This window comes from Aeromonas sp. FDAARGOS 1407 (assembly GCF_019048725.1).
Classification (GTDB): domain Bacteria; phylum Pseudomonadota; class Gammaproteobacteria; order Enterobacterales; family Aeromonadaceae; genus Aeromonas; species Aeromonas enteropelogenes.
The window spans coordinates 2,511,387-2,526,557 of record NZ_CP077399.1; the positions used below are offsets into that span (position 1 = coordinate 2,511,387).

Consider the following 15,171-nt stretch of genomic DNA (forward strand, 5'->3'; position numbering starts at 1 on the left):
TATGCGATATTTCCCGCTACAGTTGCTACTAGTAGCGGGATAGCAGAAAATCATGCCAGTTCGTGTATTGAATCTTTTGCATATTGCTCAGGGTTGAGTGCCAGCAGTAAATCTTTTCTGTACTCTATATCCTGACGAACTCGATGAGTGTAAGGGTGATTTTCAGCCGAAATTGGTAGGTAGAAGAGAAAACCATCCAATTCTCTCACACAGTGATACAAAGTGGAGTTGGACAGGTAGGTGATGAATGATTTTTCTTTGTCCGCTTTTGTGAAAAGTGACTTCATAACATCTGCTCTCTCCTCAGTGGGCACATCAATTAAATTGACGTGTGTTTTTTCTAACCAGGCTTCCACGCCATCCCATGTGTCAACAATCGATAAACGAGAGCGGTTTTGGTGCGACCCCAGGTTAGTTGATATAATTGAGTTGTATGCTTTTATGCTGCGAAGGATTGTGTGAGTGTAACTATCAGAAAAAAATGATTCAAACTCCATGTCAAGCAGGTATGCTGAATCGATCCGAATGTCAGAATATAGTGCCTGTGTGTCGAGAATGATTTTTATTAATTCATTAAGGTTTCCATTTTTCAGTTTAAGAGGATTTGTTTTTATTTTTAAACCAAGATATAAAACAGCGGCATAATAAGCTGGGAAGCCTATCAAACCATCAAGTAAAGATGTGCCTTCACTTTCTAATAAATCCAGTGCTTCTTGCACTCGCTCATTTTTTATGTGGTATAGCACCTGTAGCATCAACGCGTACGGCTTGAGATAGTACATTTTTTCTTGTGTCACGACACGGTCAAAGAATTTTTCTGATTTTTTGTGGTCTGTTATTATGCCTATTGAAGATCTTGGTTTTCCTAGTAAGTAAAATATTGTGTTGATGTTTTGTATTGTGTACAGGTTCGTTATCAGTGGAACGCCTTTTACAGCAGTTTCCCATAATCTATCGAGATGCACTTTGGTTTCTTTTGGTAGTGCGCTTTCAATATGTTTTTTGGTCGCAATGAATTTTATTATGCTACTGCTTAATGAACTAACACGGATGTCAGAAATCGCCATTTTTTCAGTTAATGAAATTTTATGCAGATTAGCGAGATGGCAACCCAATCCAGTCTTCATGTCAAAATAAATTGCAGCCATGCATGCTGTATACGCTTCCTGAAGCGTTGTAAGTCGTCTCACGCTTTTTTGCTTTTCTTCTGGCTTGTCAATGCCATTGCAAGTGGTTTTGGCTAAGCGAATTTTTTGGTCGATGGTCGCACGTCGTTGTGTCCTATCTGGCCGGATATCTCGGATAAACTCCGTCAATTCTTCACGATAATGTTCGCATTCCGGAGCCGCGAGGATAGACAGCAACATCTTGCGAGCAGCGAAGGCAACTCCCTTCTCATTTGTTGATGACAGCAGAGCATCTAGATGCCGCATGAACGGAGACTCATCATGAAACTCACTGAAGATTTCCATATAGGCGACCAGTAGTGGGCACAAGATGTGCTTGGCATAGCGCTGGTTTATCTGTTCTTTACTTAAGGGCGCAATGACGGGCTTCGAGAGTAAATAGGAGGCGGCCACCTCACTAAAATCCAACAAACCATTAACGAGTATGGTGGTGCTTTCGCCTTGGGTGCAAAGGGCTTGCATGAGCTTCTCGTGAAGTTCATCAATGTAGATGTCTTGTTTGCTGGTGTAGCTTCGTTTCTCCTTCAACCGAGCATTTCTATCGCCATCGTACAGATCTAACGCCCATAGCAAATGATCCACAAAAAAATCATAACCGATTGTTTTTACTTCCTTTAAAGACATGGTTCCCTTGCCTCTGCAAAACTGCCGTCATTAATTTGATAATGATTTTATACATTGTGCCGCTCAACCCCCCAGCGACTGGAGTCACAGATGCGCAATGTAATGAACAAATCAGAAGTAATTTCCCATGCCGAGCTTATTGACCGGATTTTACGAATGAAGGAACTGAGCAAGACCACCGGTGTGAGTCCATCTACCCTCTACGACTGGATGAACGAGAAGTCGCCTCGTTTTGACCCCAGCTTCCCTCGAGCAATCCGATTGGGCGCAGCCTCGGTTGGCTGGAGCTCGCGCGCGGTTCAGGCCTGGATTGATTCTCGCCCCCAAGCTAATCCGATGTCGGCACAGGAGGACCAAGCATGATGAGTAATCAGCTGTCTTTTAAACCCATAGCGCTAGGGCCCATTACGCCGCAAATTGCCCCTCTGCAGATACCTCAGCTGATAGTTGAGGCAAAGCCACTGCGCTTGCCTTTACTCACTTTCCCTGTCTTCGTACTGCCGAACGAGTTACGCGAGGTCATTGCTTATCTGCAACAGGAGACACAAGCATCGCCGGATTTGCTTGCCTCCTCGTTGCTCGGTGGGATGGCACTGTGCTGTCAGGACTTGTTTGATATCTCACCTAAGGCCCCCCTGCGCTTTCCCATATCCCTGTATCAGGTTGTGCTGGCGGAATCCGGGGAGCGTAAGTCCACGGTCGATAAACTGCTAATGAAGCCTATTCGTGACCTCGAAGCTGAGTTGGAGTTGCAGTACCAAGAGGAAAAAAAGCAGTACGATGTGGCACAGCGTCTCTGGCAAAGTGAACAAAAGGCATTGGAGAAAGCCTTCCAACAGGCTGTGACCAAAGGAGAGACTTCGAAGTTGGCTAAACAGCAATTGGAAAATTGCCTGCTTCAGCAACCGCTCCCACCGCAGCGTAAGCGTCTGTTAGTGAGTGATGTCACCAGAGCAGCAGTCAAGCAGGCTTTGGGGAAGAGCAATCCGTCTCTTGTTTTGCTCTCGGACGAGGCAGGCAGCATCCTCAATGGTGAGCTACTCCATGATACGCCTTTGTTGAACTCTCTATGGAGCGCTCAACCAATCGAGGTAGATCGTGCGAACGGGGAGATGTTCCGCATCACCGATGCACGTTTTGGCACGATGCTAATGGTACAACCTGCGCTGTTCAAAGAGTATGTCGCCCGTCAGGGGCTGCGAGCACGGGCATCCGGTTTTTTTGCCAGAACACTGTTGTGTCAGCCGAGTTCCACTATCGGTTCGCGGTTTGAACGTGGGGCGATAACGAAAACGGCGACCAGCAATCCTTTAGTCTGGTTCCATACACGGGTAATGACGCGTCTGAACGAAAGCATTCAACGTCGTGATAAAAATGCTGAACGAGTTTGCCTGACGCTTTCTCCAGAGGCTGCCCACAGATGGGCACTTGAATACAACCGCATTGAATCAATGAGTGGTCCATCCGGCGCTTTGTATGAATATCGTGATTACGCATCCAAGCAACTTGAGCACGTGGCGAGGATCGCGGGAGTACTGGAGGCATTTGTCACCGGTAATGATATTGTGTCGGACCATACCATGTACGCCGCTATTCAGTTGGCTAGTTACTATCTGGATTCATTTATTCACCTGATGGCTGATGATACGTTGCCCGAAGAGATGGAGGATGAACTGGAGTTAGAGACATGGCTGCATAAAGATCATTGCCTATTTAATGCCCAATCAATCCCTAAGAATTATATTCGCCAGTATGGCCCGAATCGACTCCGGAATAGTCAGCGTCTGACTCGAACGCTGGAGCGCTTGCAGATGAAGGGGAAGGTCCAAGTTTATAAAATCAAAAGAACTTGGTTCGTCCACATCAGCCAGAATAACGGCATCGTGACCGGAATTTAAGCTGAAAATAAGGGTCTAGCTCTTGCTATATCTATCACGGTCACTTTGCAATAATCTGCGTGGTTTTATGGCTGCAACCAGAAATTAGAGGGCAAGCTAAGTTCAGAGTAACTTTCTTGCCTTAACATCCGGTATTACTGTGGTTTTATTTAAAATAATCACGTGTTCCCTGGTGATTTAGGAGGTCGCTAAGTTCGGTAATAGTAATATATATACACACAAGGTGTATACCAAGGTAGAGGGTATAGGAGATATATCGAGGGAGAGAGTGATACACAACCAGAGTGTATCACAGAGTATACCAACGAGAGCATGTGATATATAGACGAAGTGTATACCAATCAGATATGCATCAGGCTTGTATCTGACGTACAAACGATTAGCTATATGCACAACAGGGAGTAATAATCTACGGTAAAATTTTACATGTCCATCTCATTCATGAGAGTTAAATACCACTCACTTTCATTTAATTGGCATGGGATAACCATACCTTCCCAAGAATGACTATGCGTTTACAATATGAGTATTATTATGTCTGATAAGTTTGAGCTGTTGCTCGCCGAGGCTAATGCCAAGTATGGTGAGATCTCATCGGTACAGCTGAAAAGGGCAATAGAGGTTATTGATGACTTCTTGAGAGTATTTCCACGCGTTTTTGCTATTCGTGTTGATTTGCATTTCCCTCAGATGGTTTCAGTGGATGCGCCAGACATGCCAACTTGCTTTCCCAGAGCTGACGCCAAAGCGATTACGCGCTTCTTTGCGTCTCTTGAGAGTCAGTTGCTAGCAGAACATCGCCGTAAAGGTAAGCAGGGTACTCCAGCGCCCTTCGGATATATCTGGGTAAAAGAGCAGGATGCAAGTGACTTTCCTCATTACCACTTGATTCTACTTTTTAATAAAGATGACTATGCCTTTCTTGGCAGTTATGCTAGCTCGGATGCAAATAACATGGTGGGACGTATTCGTAAAGCCTGGTGCAGCGCCTTACAGCTTTCACCTTCTGCATACCAAGCCCTGGTACATTTCCCCGCTAACCAGTATTGGCTTACTCGTGTTGATGCTACGCTGGACAATGAAAATTATTATGCATTTTTGCTCAGAATTGCATATTTCTTTAAGCTGCATTCTAAATTGCTGAGTACACGTAGTTTCAGTTGTAGTCAAGCGATAGGTAATGTCAAGAAAGTAGACCTTCAGCCTCTTGGGCAACGGGCAAGAATTTTGCACACAAGGTTGTTGCGGTTATTCATGCAGGAGGAATGACCAGTAGTAGGTCATACTACGATATCACTGCGAGCGCAGCATTAGTGTAGGAAAGTGTTTGATAGTCAATAGTATGTTTTGGGTATCTCGCTTGATTTCATTGAAATGGCGTAATTTATTGCCAGGCTGCAGCCTGCATTGCAACACACAAAGAGTGACATCAAGGCATCTTTGCCAATCGTGCTGTAATGTGTCAGGAGCATTGATGACATCGGCATCATAGGGAAGAACGAGGGGGATTGTTTGTTCGCGCTTGAGTGTATACAAGGCCTGTATCGGTAGGGACCTTGGTACAGCGTGATGGCATCGCGACTGTACTATTTATCTAACAGGTGTAATGTTTACACAGCGGATAAAAATTCATTCGTGTGATTAAAATGTTATCTGCAGTATTGCTGGTTCTTATATCTGTAAGCTTGATATACTGTATTATGGAAACTAATAGTGTTTTCACGATTATTCGAACTATTGAACGAGAGGCTATTGATGAGTGAATTTTTGAAAGTTTTATTGAACATCCGTAGCTTGCGAGCCGCACTGCGTGAGCTGTCTCTGGAACAAGTCAAAGAAGCCCACGAGAAGATTGAAGCGATTTATCTGGAACGGTTGGAGCAGGCAGAGAAAGAGCAAGCAGTCCAAGCTGAGCACCAGCAAAAACTGGCTGAGTTCCAAGCAATGCTGGCTCAAGCTGGTATCGACCCGACTGAGTTGGTGGGGAGTACCCCGGCAGCAGCGGTTGCGACTAAAACCAAGCGAGCACCTCGGCCCCCGAAATACTGTTATGTCGAAAATGGTGTAGAGAAAACCTGGACCGGTCAGGGTCGTACCCCCAAGTTCTTGGTGCAACAATTGGAACAAGGTCGTCAGCTGGATGAGTTTCTTATCTAACTGATGTAGATTGTTGGGGATTTGCATGCAGCAGCTCAAGGAGCTTGAGCTTATTCATTTCTACCGTATTAAGGGGCTTCTTTCCAGAAGCCCTTTTGATATTAATAAAAGCAGTAGTGGGTGAGGTAATCAGTGCTATCCCCTCACCTCACGGTGAGGTATGCCTTTATCATCGGTGTTATGAAGATTAACTTGAGCAGGCTCACCTTTGCCAAGCTCGCTCCCGTACTACCGATAATCAATCCCATCACAACACCAATGTTTATACCCAATAATACAGATGATAGGGATTCACCACTTCTGTTATGTAAAAGTCAAATACCCATGTTCGTACGGACTGGGATACCTACGGCTGGCATTGGCAGTTATCAATTCTGGTAGGTATGAAGCCATAGATGAGTGACCCTATCTGACTCACGGAAACAATTAAGACAGCACTTCGTATCACTGTTGCTAGGCGATGCAGGCTTTAAGAATGACGGGCTGCACAGTCATAGCATAAACAGATCTGGATGGAGTGTCCTCGAGTCTTTGGGGGGCAGGTGCGTATCCTTCAGATAGAATATTAGCCAATAAGTCAATAGGGCGAGCCTTGCCTCTTTAGTTATCTGTGGATTCTCATACTTTTTTCGTTGTGAGCTATTTCAATATTCTGCGTTTGAAAACTGCCTGTTTGTGGGTTGATTGACGATGATTGGGCGTGCTCTATTTTCATTCAAATATATATTTTTCAATAAGATATGGTCATCTTGTTTGTGGCTTTGTGCCCGTTTTGTCTGGATCTTGCCCGTTTCACAACCGGGAAAGTCTGCGCCAGATCACATATATGCCAAGAGTCATGCCCTTATAATTAGTGCACCATAACAAACCAAGGCTAATTATGTTGTCACCTCGCGTTGTTGATATAGAAAAATATGTTGTTCAGGCTGGTTCAGTCACAGTTAAGGAACTTTCAGAACGTTTTTCTGTATCACCGGAAACAATTAGACGTGACTTGCAAGAATTGGAATCCAATGGCTCCGTAAAAAGAGTGCATGGTGGAGCAATATCTCTTGATAATGCAGATGCTGGCTTGGCATTTAATAAACGTAAACATGAACGTTCTATAGAAAAAAAGTTGATTGCCTATAAAGCATTGGCACTGATTAAACCAGGTGACATGATCATGCTTGATGCCAGCTCTACTTGTTGGTATTTGGCAGAGGCGCTACCAGATATATCACTAACGGTGATCACGAATTCATTTAGAAATGTGTTGAGCCTTGCAGTAAAGAGAAACATCAAAACCATCGCCATCGGTGGTGAATACTCAGAAAAATATGCAGCCTTTGTAGGCACAATTGCCAGTGGCAATATCAGCCAGTACCGGGTGGATACACTGTTTCTCTCCTGCTCAGCATACAGCGCTACCAGCGGTATTTGGGAAAACAATGAGATTAATGCCTCGACCAAGAAAGTGATGCTAGCTTCCGCGAAGCAGAAGGTATTGCTAGCCGATTCCCATAAAGAAAATCGTTCCGGAATTGTCAGGATCTGTCAATTTAGCGACCTAGATGTAGTCCTGACAGAAAAAAACGAAAGTAATGTAAGGCAGTTAAACAGATACAACAAAAAATAGAACCTCATATCCTACGCAATAAAATACATGGAGTTTACATTATGGCTAATACATCCCAAGCCGCTGTTTGTGAAAACAGTCGCGATGATATTGTGCCCGAAAGCATGGGTATATCTCATCAGGTGGTACCCAGGAGCATATTGATACCGTTCATACTGCTGACCAGTTGTTTTGCGCTATGGGGATTGGCAAATAACATGACGGATGTTTTGATTGCACAATTCAAAAAGGTATTTACCTTGACGGATATGCAATCTGGCTTGGTACAAACTGCTTTTTATGGTGCTTATTTTTGTTTAGCATTACCTGCCGCACTTTTCATTAAACGATTTAGTTACAAGGCTGGAGTATTATTAGGATTAGGGTTGTTTTGCACTGGCGCACTGATGTTCTACCCAGCCAGTCAGATAATGACATATGGTCCCTTCCTTGCGTCTCTTTTCGTACTGGCTGGTGGGCTTTCCATTCTGGAAACCAGCGCCAACCCTTATATCATCGCGATGGGCCCACAGGATACAGCAACCCGTCGCCTGAACCTCGCGCAATCGTTTAACCCCATCGGTTCTATTACCGGGGTCCTGATCGGCAAGTTCTATATTCTCTCGCAACTCAATCCAGCCACCGATGCAGAACGAGCACTGATGTCAGCCGATGAGCTTGGTCAAATTCAAACCGGTGAGCTGGCGGCAGTGATGGGGCCTTATGTAGTCGTGGCGTTGGTTATCGTTGCTGTCTGGCTGGCGATCGCCTTCACTCGAATGCCTGTTGCCCATGATGCCAATAACAACGGTCTAGATCTCAAGGGGAGTTTTGCCCGCCTGTTAGCCAAGCGGCACTTTGTACGCGGGGTACTTGGTCAATTCTTCTATGTCGGTGCCCAAATCGGTTGCTGGTCTTACACCATCCGCTATGTCATGACAGAAGTCGGCGGCAATGAAGCCGACGCGTCTACCTATCTACTGGCCTCCATTGTGATCTTCTCGGCATGCCGATTCGTCTGTACCGCACTGATGAAATTCATTTCTCCCGCTCGGTTGCTGGGGCTGCTTGCCGCTGGCGCAGTGCTTTGTCTGCTGGTGGTAATGATGATCGGCGGTATGGCCGGAGTCTATGGCCTGATTGGCGTATCGGCTTGTATGTCGCTGATGTTCCCCACCATTTTTGGCCTCTCGGTACATGGTCTTGGCAAGGACACCCAATTTGGTGGCAGCTGTCTCATCATGGCCATCCTGGGGGGCGCAGTTTTGACAGCCATCATGGGTCAAATATCAGACATGGCTGGCATACGCATGGCATTCATTATTCCACTTATCGGTTTTATCTACCTCATCCACTTCGGTTTCAAAGGTCACAAGGCATAAGGATCAGACATGAACAAATTAATTGGCGCATTACCCACTATCGGCATTCGGCCCACCATTGATGGTCGTCGCATGGGGGTTCGTGAATCCCTTGAAGAGCAGACTATGACAATGGCTCGCATGACAGCTGATTTCCTCAGCGAGCATCTGCGCCACCCCAGTGGTGAACGTGTAACTTGCGTCATTGCCGACAGCACTATTGGCGGCATGGCAGAGTCCGCCGCCTGTGAAGAGAAGTTCAAGGCACACAATGTTGGCATCACCATCACAGTGACCCCTTGCTGGTGTTATGGAAGTGAGACCATCGATATGGATCCGTTCCGCCCGAAAGCCATCTGGGGTTTCAACGGCACCGAACGACCGGGTGCTGTTTATCTGGCGGCGGCATTGGCCGGTCATAACCAGAAGGGGCTCCCAGCTTTCTCCATCTATGGACAGGATGTACAAGACGCAGATTGCAAAACCATACCGCAAGATGTGCAGGATAAGTTGTTGCGCTTTGCCCGCGCCGGTCTGGTAGTTGCAACCCTGCGTGGAAAAAGCTACCTCTCCCTTGGTGGCGTTTCCATGGGGATTGCCGGCTCTATCGTGGATCACACCTTCTTTGAAGAGTATTTCGGCATGAAGGTACAGGCCGTCGATATGACTGAGCTGCGACGCCGGATGGACAAGGGAATATATGATCCGCAGGAGCTGGATCTCGCCATGGAATGGGCTGGCCAACACTTCAATGAAGGGCCTGATCTCAACCCGCAGGAGCGGCAGTGTTCGCCGCAGCAGAAGAAGGGCGTATTGCGCGAGAGCCTGCTGATGGCGATCTGTATGCGCGACATGATGCAGGGCAATTCCAAACTGGCGGAGCTAGGGTTTGGTGAAGAAGCGCTGGGTTACAACGCAATTGTGGGTGGCTTCCAGGGCCAGCGTCACTGGACGGATCAATATCCCAACGGGGATACCGCGGAGACCTTGCTCAACAGCTCTTTCGATTGGAATGGTGCCCGCGCACCACTCATCATGGGCACCGAAAACGACAGCCTCAACGCCATGACTATGCTACTGGGTTATGGCCTGACCGGCACGGCCCAGATCTTCTGTGACGTGCGCACCTACTGGTCACCAGATGCCGTACAGCGCGTCACTGGCCATCAGCTCGCAGGTGCCGCAGAGCACGGCATTATTCACATGATTAACTCCGGCTCTGCCGCGCTCGATGGCACTGGCCAGCAGAAAGATGCCAAAGGTATGCCCACCATCAAACCTCACTGGGAAGTCACCCCTGAGGATATCAAGGCCTGCTTACGAGCCACCCAGTGGTGCCCGGCTATCGACGAATACTTTCGGGGCAGTGGTTTCTCCACCCGTTATCTGACCAAGGGTGGCATGCCCTTCACCATGAGCCGCATCAATCTAATCAAGGGGATCGGTCCGGTCTTGCAGATCGCCGAGGGGTGGAGTGTCGAACTGCCCACCGATGTGCATAACACCCTGGATGCGCGTACCAACTCAACCTGGCCCACTACCTGGTTTGCTCCTCGCCTGACCGGCAAGGGCCCCTTCCGTGATGTCTATTCGGTCATGGCCAACTGGGGAGCCAACCACGGCGTACTGACCATTGGTCATGTGGGTCATGAATTGGTCACCCTGGCAGCCATGCTGCGCATCCCTGTCTGCATGCACAACCTGGACGAGGCGGCCTTGCTGCGCCCATCCGCCTGGGGAGCACATGGCATGGATGTCGAGGGTCAGGACTACCGCGCTTGCCAGAATTACGGCCCGCTCTACCGTTAATGCCCCGTGGCAGGGGGTGGCTTGTCACCACCCCCATCCTTTGGGGATTCGTTGTAAGGATCTGTTATGTCACAAGATGTTGTCATTGTTCTCGACTGTGGTGCGACCAACGTCAGGGCCATTGCGGTAGGAAATCAAGGCCAGATTATCGCCAAGGCTGCAGTTGCAAATGCCACTCAGGCGGCTGTCGAGGATAGCCATTGGCACCAATGGTCACTTGATGAAATTCTGCAACGCTTTCAAGTTTGCTGTGAGCAGCTTGTCCCCCAATTGGCGGACTTCACTATCCGGGCCGTCACGGTCACCACATTTGGCGTCGACGGAGCGCTGGTCGATCGTCAGGGACAGTTGCTTTACCCCGTTATCAGCTGGAAATGCCCACGCACCGTGGCGGTGATGGAGCAAGTCCATCGCTATCTTGACCCCGAGCTATTGCAACGGGAGTCCGGTATCGGCCATTTCAGTTTCAATACGCTCTACAAACTGATCTGGCTTAAAGAGCATCAGCCCGAGCTGTTTGCACAGGCTCATGCCTGGCTGTTTATCTCTTCTCTGATCAATCACAGATTGACCGGCCGTTTTACAACGGACCGGACCATGGCGGGCACCAGCCAACTGCTTGATCTCAAGCGGGAGTGCTTTAGCTCCACCATTTTGGATGCCATCGATGTGCCTGCCAGCCTGTTTCCGACCATGGTTGAGGCGGGTGAGGTGATTGGCCCGTTGCAAGGTACGTTGGCGACCTTCTTGGGGCTGCCTGAGGGTATCCCGGTCATTGCAGCAGGCCATGACACCCAGTTTGCGCTGGTAGGTTCAGGGGCCGCCGTCAACCAACCGGTTCTCTCATCCGGGACCTGGGAGATCCTGATGGTCCGCAGCCAAGCCGTCGATACTGCGACCCTGCCAGCCATTGCGGGTTCAACCTGTGAACTGGATGCCCAGACCGGTCTGTTCAATCCTGGTTTGCAATGGCTGGCATCCGGCGTGTTGGAGTGGGTTCGTCAGCTCTATTGGCCGGGGGTCAGCGATTATCAACAGATGATCGACGAAGCCACGGCAATTCCTGCAGGTTGTGACGGCGTGCGAATGGCCCCCAATCTGCTGGCCAATGCCGAGGGGATTGGTCAGGGAACCTTTTCGGGTTTGTCGCTGGATACCACTCGTGGTCACTTTTATCGCGCAGCCCTGGAAGCGTTGGCTATGGTGCTGAAAAAACAGTTGGGCCAACTCGAACAAATAGGCCAGTTCAATACCGATCGCCTGCTGCTGGTAGGGGGCGGTTCACGCAACCCGCTTTGGAACCAAATCAAGGCTGATGTGCTCGGACTCCCAGTCCTTGCCATTGATGAGCCAGAAACCACCGTCCTAGGGGCTGCCATTTATGCGATGGCTGGCTCTGGCGTACACCCCCATGTTGATGCTGCCCGCCAAGCCATCATTACCAATTTCATTACTTTTGAGCCCGCAGCAGACAGTGCGCGCTATCAAGCCATCTATAAGGAATCCACATTATGAACGCACATAACGATACTCGTCAGGAGTGGAGCATTAACCCTCCCTTACCCAATTTCATCTACCACTGGGAGGAGGGGGCGGATCCCGTCACGCAAGAGGAGGTACATGCCTTTTTCTACAGCGACACTATCGAGCTCATCAAGCAGCGTATTTGCGATATCGGCCGCCGCTTGTGGCAAAAAGAGTATGTCGATGGCAATGGCGGCAATATCTCGGTCAGGGTCGGTGACAATTTGGTGCTCTGTACCCCAACCCTTATCAGCAAAGGGTTTATGACACCGGAAGATATCTGTCTGGTTGATATGGACGGTCGCCAAAAAGCAGGAATTCGTCCATCAACCAGCGAGATCAAGACCCATCTTGCCATCATGAAAACCAGCGGAGCCCGCTCTTGTGTTCATGCCCATCCGGCCAATGCCAATGCCTTTTTGATCACCGGGTCTGTGCCTCCCACCGGCATCATGCCTGAACCTGACATCTTCTTCGGTGAGGTAGGGCTGGCAGCCTATGCCACGCCAGGTAGCGAGCAGAATGCCCATAACGTGGGTGAGACTTCCCTCGACCATCAATGCATTTTCATGGAGAACCATGGTGTCATCGTCTGGGGTGACCATGTGGAAGATGCTTATTGGAAGCTGGAAAACGTCGATGCCTATTGCCGCATTCTGCTGCTGGCTACCGAACTGCAAAAGCCTATTACCCGGGTGGATGGCGCCTCAATGCGAGACTTCATCAATATCCGGCTCGCCCTTGGCATGCCTGATGCGCGAGCCAAACGCAGTGACGATAAGCTGTTCAATGCCAACGAGTTTGCCGGTCGCCCGTTACAGACCCGCTAAGGAACCAAGATGTTGAAAGGTATTTCCTCCCTCATTAGTCCTGAGCTGCTGAAGGTATTGGCCCAGATGGGACATGGCGATGAAATCATTCTGGCGGATGCCCACTTTCCGGCCCACAGCATGGGACCACTGGTGATCCGGATGGATGGCCTGGGTGTCGATCATTTGCTCAAGGCCATGGCGCCACTCTTTGAGCTCGACAGTTATGCGCCGCCGCTGGTGATGATGGCAGCTGTCACGGGGGATGAGTTAGACCCGAATGTTGAGCGACGCTATCTCGCTGCCTTGGCCGATGCTCGTGTCGGTCTGCAGGTCGAGCGGATCGAACGGTTTGCCTTTTATGAACGAGCCAGCAAGGCGTTTGCCATCGTCGTCACTGGCGAGTGCGCCAAGTACGGCAACATCCTGCTTAAAAAAGGGGTCACCCCTGCAAGTTGACCTCGGGAAGCGGCGTAGTTGACCGCGCCGCCCCATTTTTCGCACGGATGTGTGGATAGCTAAGAGACGCCTGCTCTTAGCTATCGATACAACATTGAGGGAATCAAGATGAGCTTTATGCTGGCAATGCCAAAAATCAGTTTTCATGGTCAAGGTGCGATTGCAGATGCCATGACCTATATGCAGCAACACAACTTGAGCAAGGCGTTGGTCGTGACAGACCGCGATCTATATCGTCTCGGTCTGCTAGACCCCTTGCTCGAGGTGCTGGCAGCGAAGGAGATGGATTATGCCCTCTACCACGAGGTGATGCCCAATCCGACAGTGGCCGTGGTCGATGCCGGGTATCAGGCATTTCGTGAGAATGGCTGCGATTACCTGATCGCTATCGGTGGTGGCAGCGCCATTGATGCGGCCAAGGGGATCAAGATCCTGACCGCCAATCCGGGTCCCATTACCCGCTACAGCGGGGTGAGCAAGGTTGAGCGTGAAGGCGCGTTTCTGGTGGCGATCAATACCACCGCGGGAACAGCGGCAGAAGTCACCAGCAATGCCGTCATTACCGATCCGGTACGCCAAGTGAAAGAGGTGATCATCGATACCCGGATCATTGCGGATATCGCAGTGGATGATCCGGCCATCATGCTCAACATCCCACAGTCGGTGACGGCGGCAACCGGCATGGATGCGCTGACCCACGCGATAGAGGCTTATGTGGCAAAAGGGGCTCATCCCCTGACCGACCATTCTGCACTGGAAGCGATCCGTCTGATCAGTCGCTACCTGCCTCAGGCGGTCATGCATGGCGATGATATCGAAGGGCGTGAAATGATGGCGTTTGGACAATATCTGGCTGGCATGGCGTTCAACAGTGCCGGGCTGGGATTGGTACATGCGCTGGCCCATCAGCCTGGAGCCACCCACAACCTGCCCCATGGCGTCTGCAATGCGATATTGCTACCTGTAATTTGCGAGTTCAATCGGCCTGTTTGTGTTGCTCGCTTCGCCCGTATTGCTCAGGCCATGGGGGTTGATACCCGGCAGATGAGTGAAGAAGCCGCGAGCATGGCGGCCATTGATGCCATCAAGGCACTCTCTGCCAAGGTTGGGATCCCTGCCGGATTCGGTCTGCTGGGGATCAAGGAGAGTGATATCGATGGCTGGATCAACAAAGCATTGGCGGACCCCTGTGCGCCAGGTAATCCCAGAACTGCTGATGCCAAACAGGTCGAGCATCTTTACACCCTAGCAATGTAGCTTCATCTGGCAGTCAATAATTAATGTAAAGGGCCTTGCTATCTTGAGAACCCGCCAAGGCCTTTTCGCTAGAGAAAATAGGGAGGGCGATTGCAGTTCGGATACAGAAAATTCACTCCAGATGACGTTACTCGCTGGATGACAGCAGCAAATGCTGCTGGAATGGATTTTATTTCGGATTAATAGGTGGCATAGACAACAGAATAATTGTTCTATCAAGTTGCAGCGTAGAACCTTATTGGATGAACAAATTGTATCAAGATCAGGATGATGGGAAGAAAGAGTCCCCACTGCATGTTCAACAAGAGATGAAAATTGATGCTGAAGGAGAAAGCAGTCTAAAAGAGACACTGGCCTCAAACCAGTGTCGGGTGATAACTAGAATTGTACATGCCAAATGGCAAAGTATTCACTAACAGATCCCGAACCTTATCAAATGCAGCAGTAGCTTCAGGAGATAATGGAACGGGGTCTCTTCAACCAATATCT

Annotated in this window: 12 protein-coding genes; 11 read left to right on the forward strand and 1 reads right to left on the reverse strand. The window is 49.2% G+C overall.

Annotated elements, in window-relative coordinates; all coding sequences use genetic code 11:
• Positions 1–50: 50 nt before the first annotated feature.
• Positions 51–1,811, reverse strand: a complete 1,761-nt coding sequence (locus tag I6L37_RS12125; protein WP_216991950.1) for a hypothetical protein — start codon at positions 1,809–1,811, stop codon at positions 51–53.
• A 90-nt stretch (positions 1,812–1,901) separates the two neighbouring features.
• On the opposite strand from I6L37_RS12125, the gene I6L37_RS12130 reads away from it, so the two are divergent.
• The 11 genes from I6L37_RS12130 (at position 1,902) to fucO (ending at position 14,682) form a co-directional block, all read left to right on the forward strand.
• Positions 1,902–2,174 carry an AlpA family transcriptional regulator gene (locus I6L37_RS12130; protein WP_254203485.1) on the forward strand — a complete coding sequence of 91 codons (273 nt, stop codon included), beginning with the start codon at positions 1,902–1,904 and terminating at the stop codon, positions 2,172–2,174.
• Complete coding sequence (locus I6L37_RS12135; RefSeq protein ID WP_216991951.1) at positions 2,171–3,709, forward strand: YfjI family protein; 1,539 nt, start codon at positions 2,171–2,173, stop codon at positions 3,707–3,709. The genes I6L37_RS12130 and I6L37_RS12135 overlap by 4 nt, the downstream gene beginning before the upstream one ends.
• Before the next feature lie 534 nt (positions 3,710–4,243).
• Positions 4,244–4,978, forward strand: a complete 735-nt coding sequence (locus I6L37_RS12140; RefSeq protein ID WP_216991952.1) for an inovirus Gp2 family protein — start codon at positions 4,244–4,246, stop codon at positions 4,976–4,978.
• 486 nt (positions 4,979–5,464) lie between these two features.
• Positions 5,465–5,866 carry an H-NS family nucleoid-associated regulatory protein gene (locus I6L37_RS12145; RefSeq protein ID WP_216991953.1) on the forward strand — a complete coding sequence of 134 codons (402 nt, stop codon included), beginning with the start codon at positions 5,465–5,467 and terminating at the stop codon, positions 5,864–5,866.
• An 880-nt stretch (positions 5,867–6,746) separates the two neighbouring features.
• Entirely contained in the window at positions 6,747–7,484 is a 738-nt protein-coding gene (locus I6L37_RS12150) for a DeoR/GlpR family DNA-binding transcription regulator (protein ID WP_216991954.1), read from the forward strand.
• A gap of 41 nt (positions 7,485–7,525) precedes the next feature.
• Positions 7,526–8,845 carry an L-fucose:H+ symporter permease gene (fucP, locus tag I6L37_RS12155; RefSeq protein ID WP_254203486.1) on the forward strand — a complete coding sequence of 440 codons (1,320 nt, stop codon included), beginning with the start codon at positions 7,526–7,528 and terminating at the stop codon, positions 8,843–8,845.
• Positions 8,846–8,854: 9 nt separating this feature from the next.
• Positions 8,855–10,633 carry an L-fucose isomerase gene (locus I6L37_RS12160; protein WP_216991955.1) on the forward strand — a complete coding sequence of 593 codons (1,779 nt, stop codon included), beginning with the start codon at positions 8,855–8,857 and terminating at the stop codon, positions 10,631–10,633.
• A 66-nt stretch (positions 10,634–10,699) separates the two neighbouring features.
• Positions 10,700–12,148 carry an L-fuculokinase gene (gene fucK, locus I6L37_RS12165; protein ID WP_216991956.1) on the forward strand — a complete coding sequence of 483 codons (1,449 nt, stop codon included), beginning with the start codon at positions 10,700–10,702 and terminating at the stop codon, positions 12,146–12,148.
• A complete protein-coding gene (locus I6L37_RS12170) occupies positions 12,145–12,987 on the forward strand; it encodes a class II aldolase/adducin family protein (protein WP_216991957.1) in 843 nt (280 codons plus the stop codon). Before fucK ends, I6L37_RS12170 begins: the two co-directional genes overlap by 4 nt.
• A 9-nt stretch (positions 12,988–12,996) precedes the next feature.
• The gene (fucU, locus tag I6L37_RS12175; protein ID WP_157160518.1) at positions 12,997–13,425 is read left to right on the forward strand and encodes an L-fucose mutarotase; all 429 of its coding nucleotides are present in this window, start codon (positions 12,997–12,999) and stop codon (positions 13,423–13,425) included.
• Positions 13,426–13,533: 108 nt separating this feature from the next.
• Positions 13,534–14,682, forward strand: coding sequence for a lactaldehyde reductase (fucO, locus tag I6L37_RS12180; RefSeq protein ID WP_216991958.1), 1,149 nt, complete (start codon positions 13,534–13,536; stop codon positions 14,680–14,682).
• Positions 14,683–15,171: the final 489 nt, after the last annotated feature.

What these genes read in the sequence shown, in the direction of transcription:
- I6L37_RS12125 (WP_216991950.1), bottom strand. Translation starts at nt 1,811, where the DNA reads ATGTCTTTAAAGGAAGTAAAAACAATCGGTTATGATTTTTTTGTGGAT.
- I6L37_RS12130 (WP_254203485.1), top strand. Translation starts at nt 1,902, where the DNA reads ATGCGCAATGTAATGAACAAATCAGAAGTAATTTCCCATGCCGAGCTT.
- I6L37_RS12135 (WP_216991951.1), top strand. Translation starts at nt 2,171, where the DNA reads ATGATGAGTAATCAGCTGTCTTTTAAACCCATAGCGCTAGGGCCCATT.
- I6L37_RS12140 (WP_216991952.1), top strand. Translation starts at nt 4,244, where the DNA reads ATGTCTGATAAGTTTGAGCTGTTGCTCGCCGAGGCTAATGCCAAGTAT.
- I6L37_RS12145 (WP_216991953.1), top strand. Translation starts at nt 5,465, where the DNA reads ATGAGTGAATTTTTGAAAGTTTTATTGAACATCCGTAGCTTGCGAGCC.
- I6L37_RS12150 (WP_216991954.1), top strand. Translation starts at nt 6,747, where the DNA reads ATGTTGTCACCTCGCGTTGTTGATATAGAAAAATATGTTGTTCAGGCT.
- fucP (WP_254203486.1), top strand. Translation starts at nt 7,526, where the DNA reads ATGGCTAATACATCCCAAGCCGCTGTTTGTGAAAACAGTCGCGATGAT.
- I6L37_RS12160 (WP_216991955.1), top strand. Translation starts at nt 8,855, where the DNA reads ATGAACAAATTAATTGGCGCATTACCCACTATCGGCATTCGGCCCACC.
- fucK (WP_216991956.1), top strand. Translation starts at nt 10,700, where the DNA reads ATGTCACAAGATGTTGTCATTGTTCTCGACTGTGGTGCGACCAACGTC.
- I6L37_RS12170 (WP_216991957.1), top strand. Translation starts at nt 12,145, where the DNA reads ATGAACGCACATAACGATACTCGTCAGGAGTGGAGCATTAACCCTCCC.
- fucU (WP_157160518.1), top strand. Translation starts at nt 12,997, where the DNA reads ATGTTGAAAGGTATTTCCTCCCTCATTAGTCCTGAGCTGCTGAAGGTA.
- fucO (WP_216991958.1), top strand. Translation starts at nt 13,534, where the DNA reads ATGAGCTTTATGCTGGCAATGCCAAAAATCAGTTTTCATGGTCAAGGT.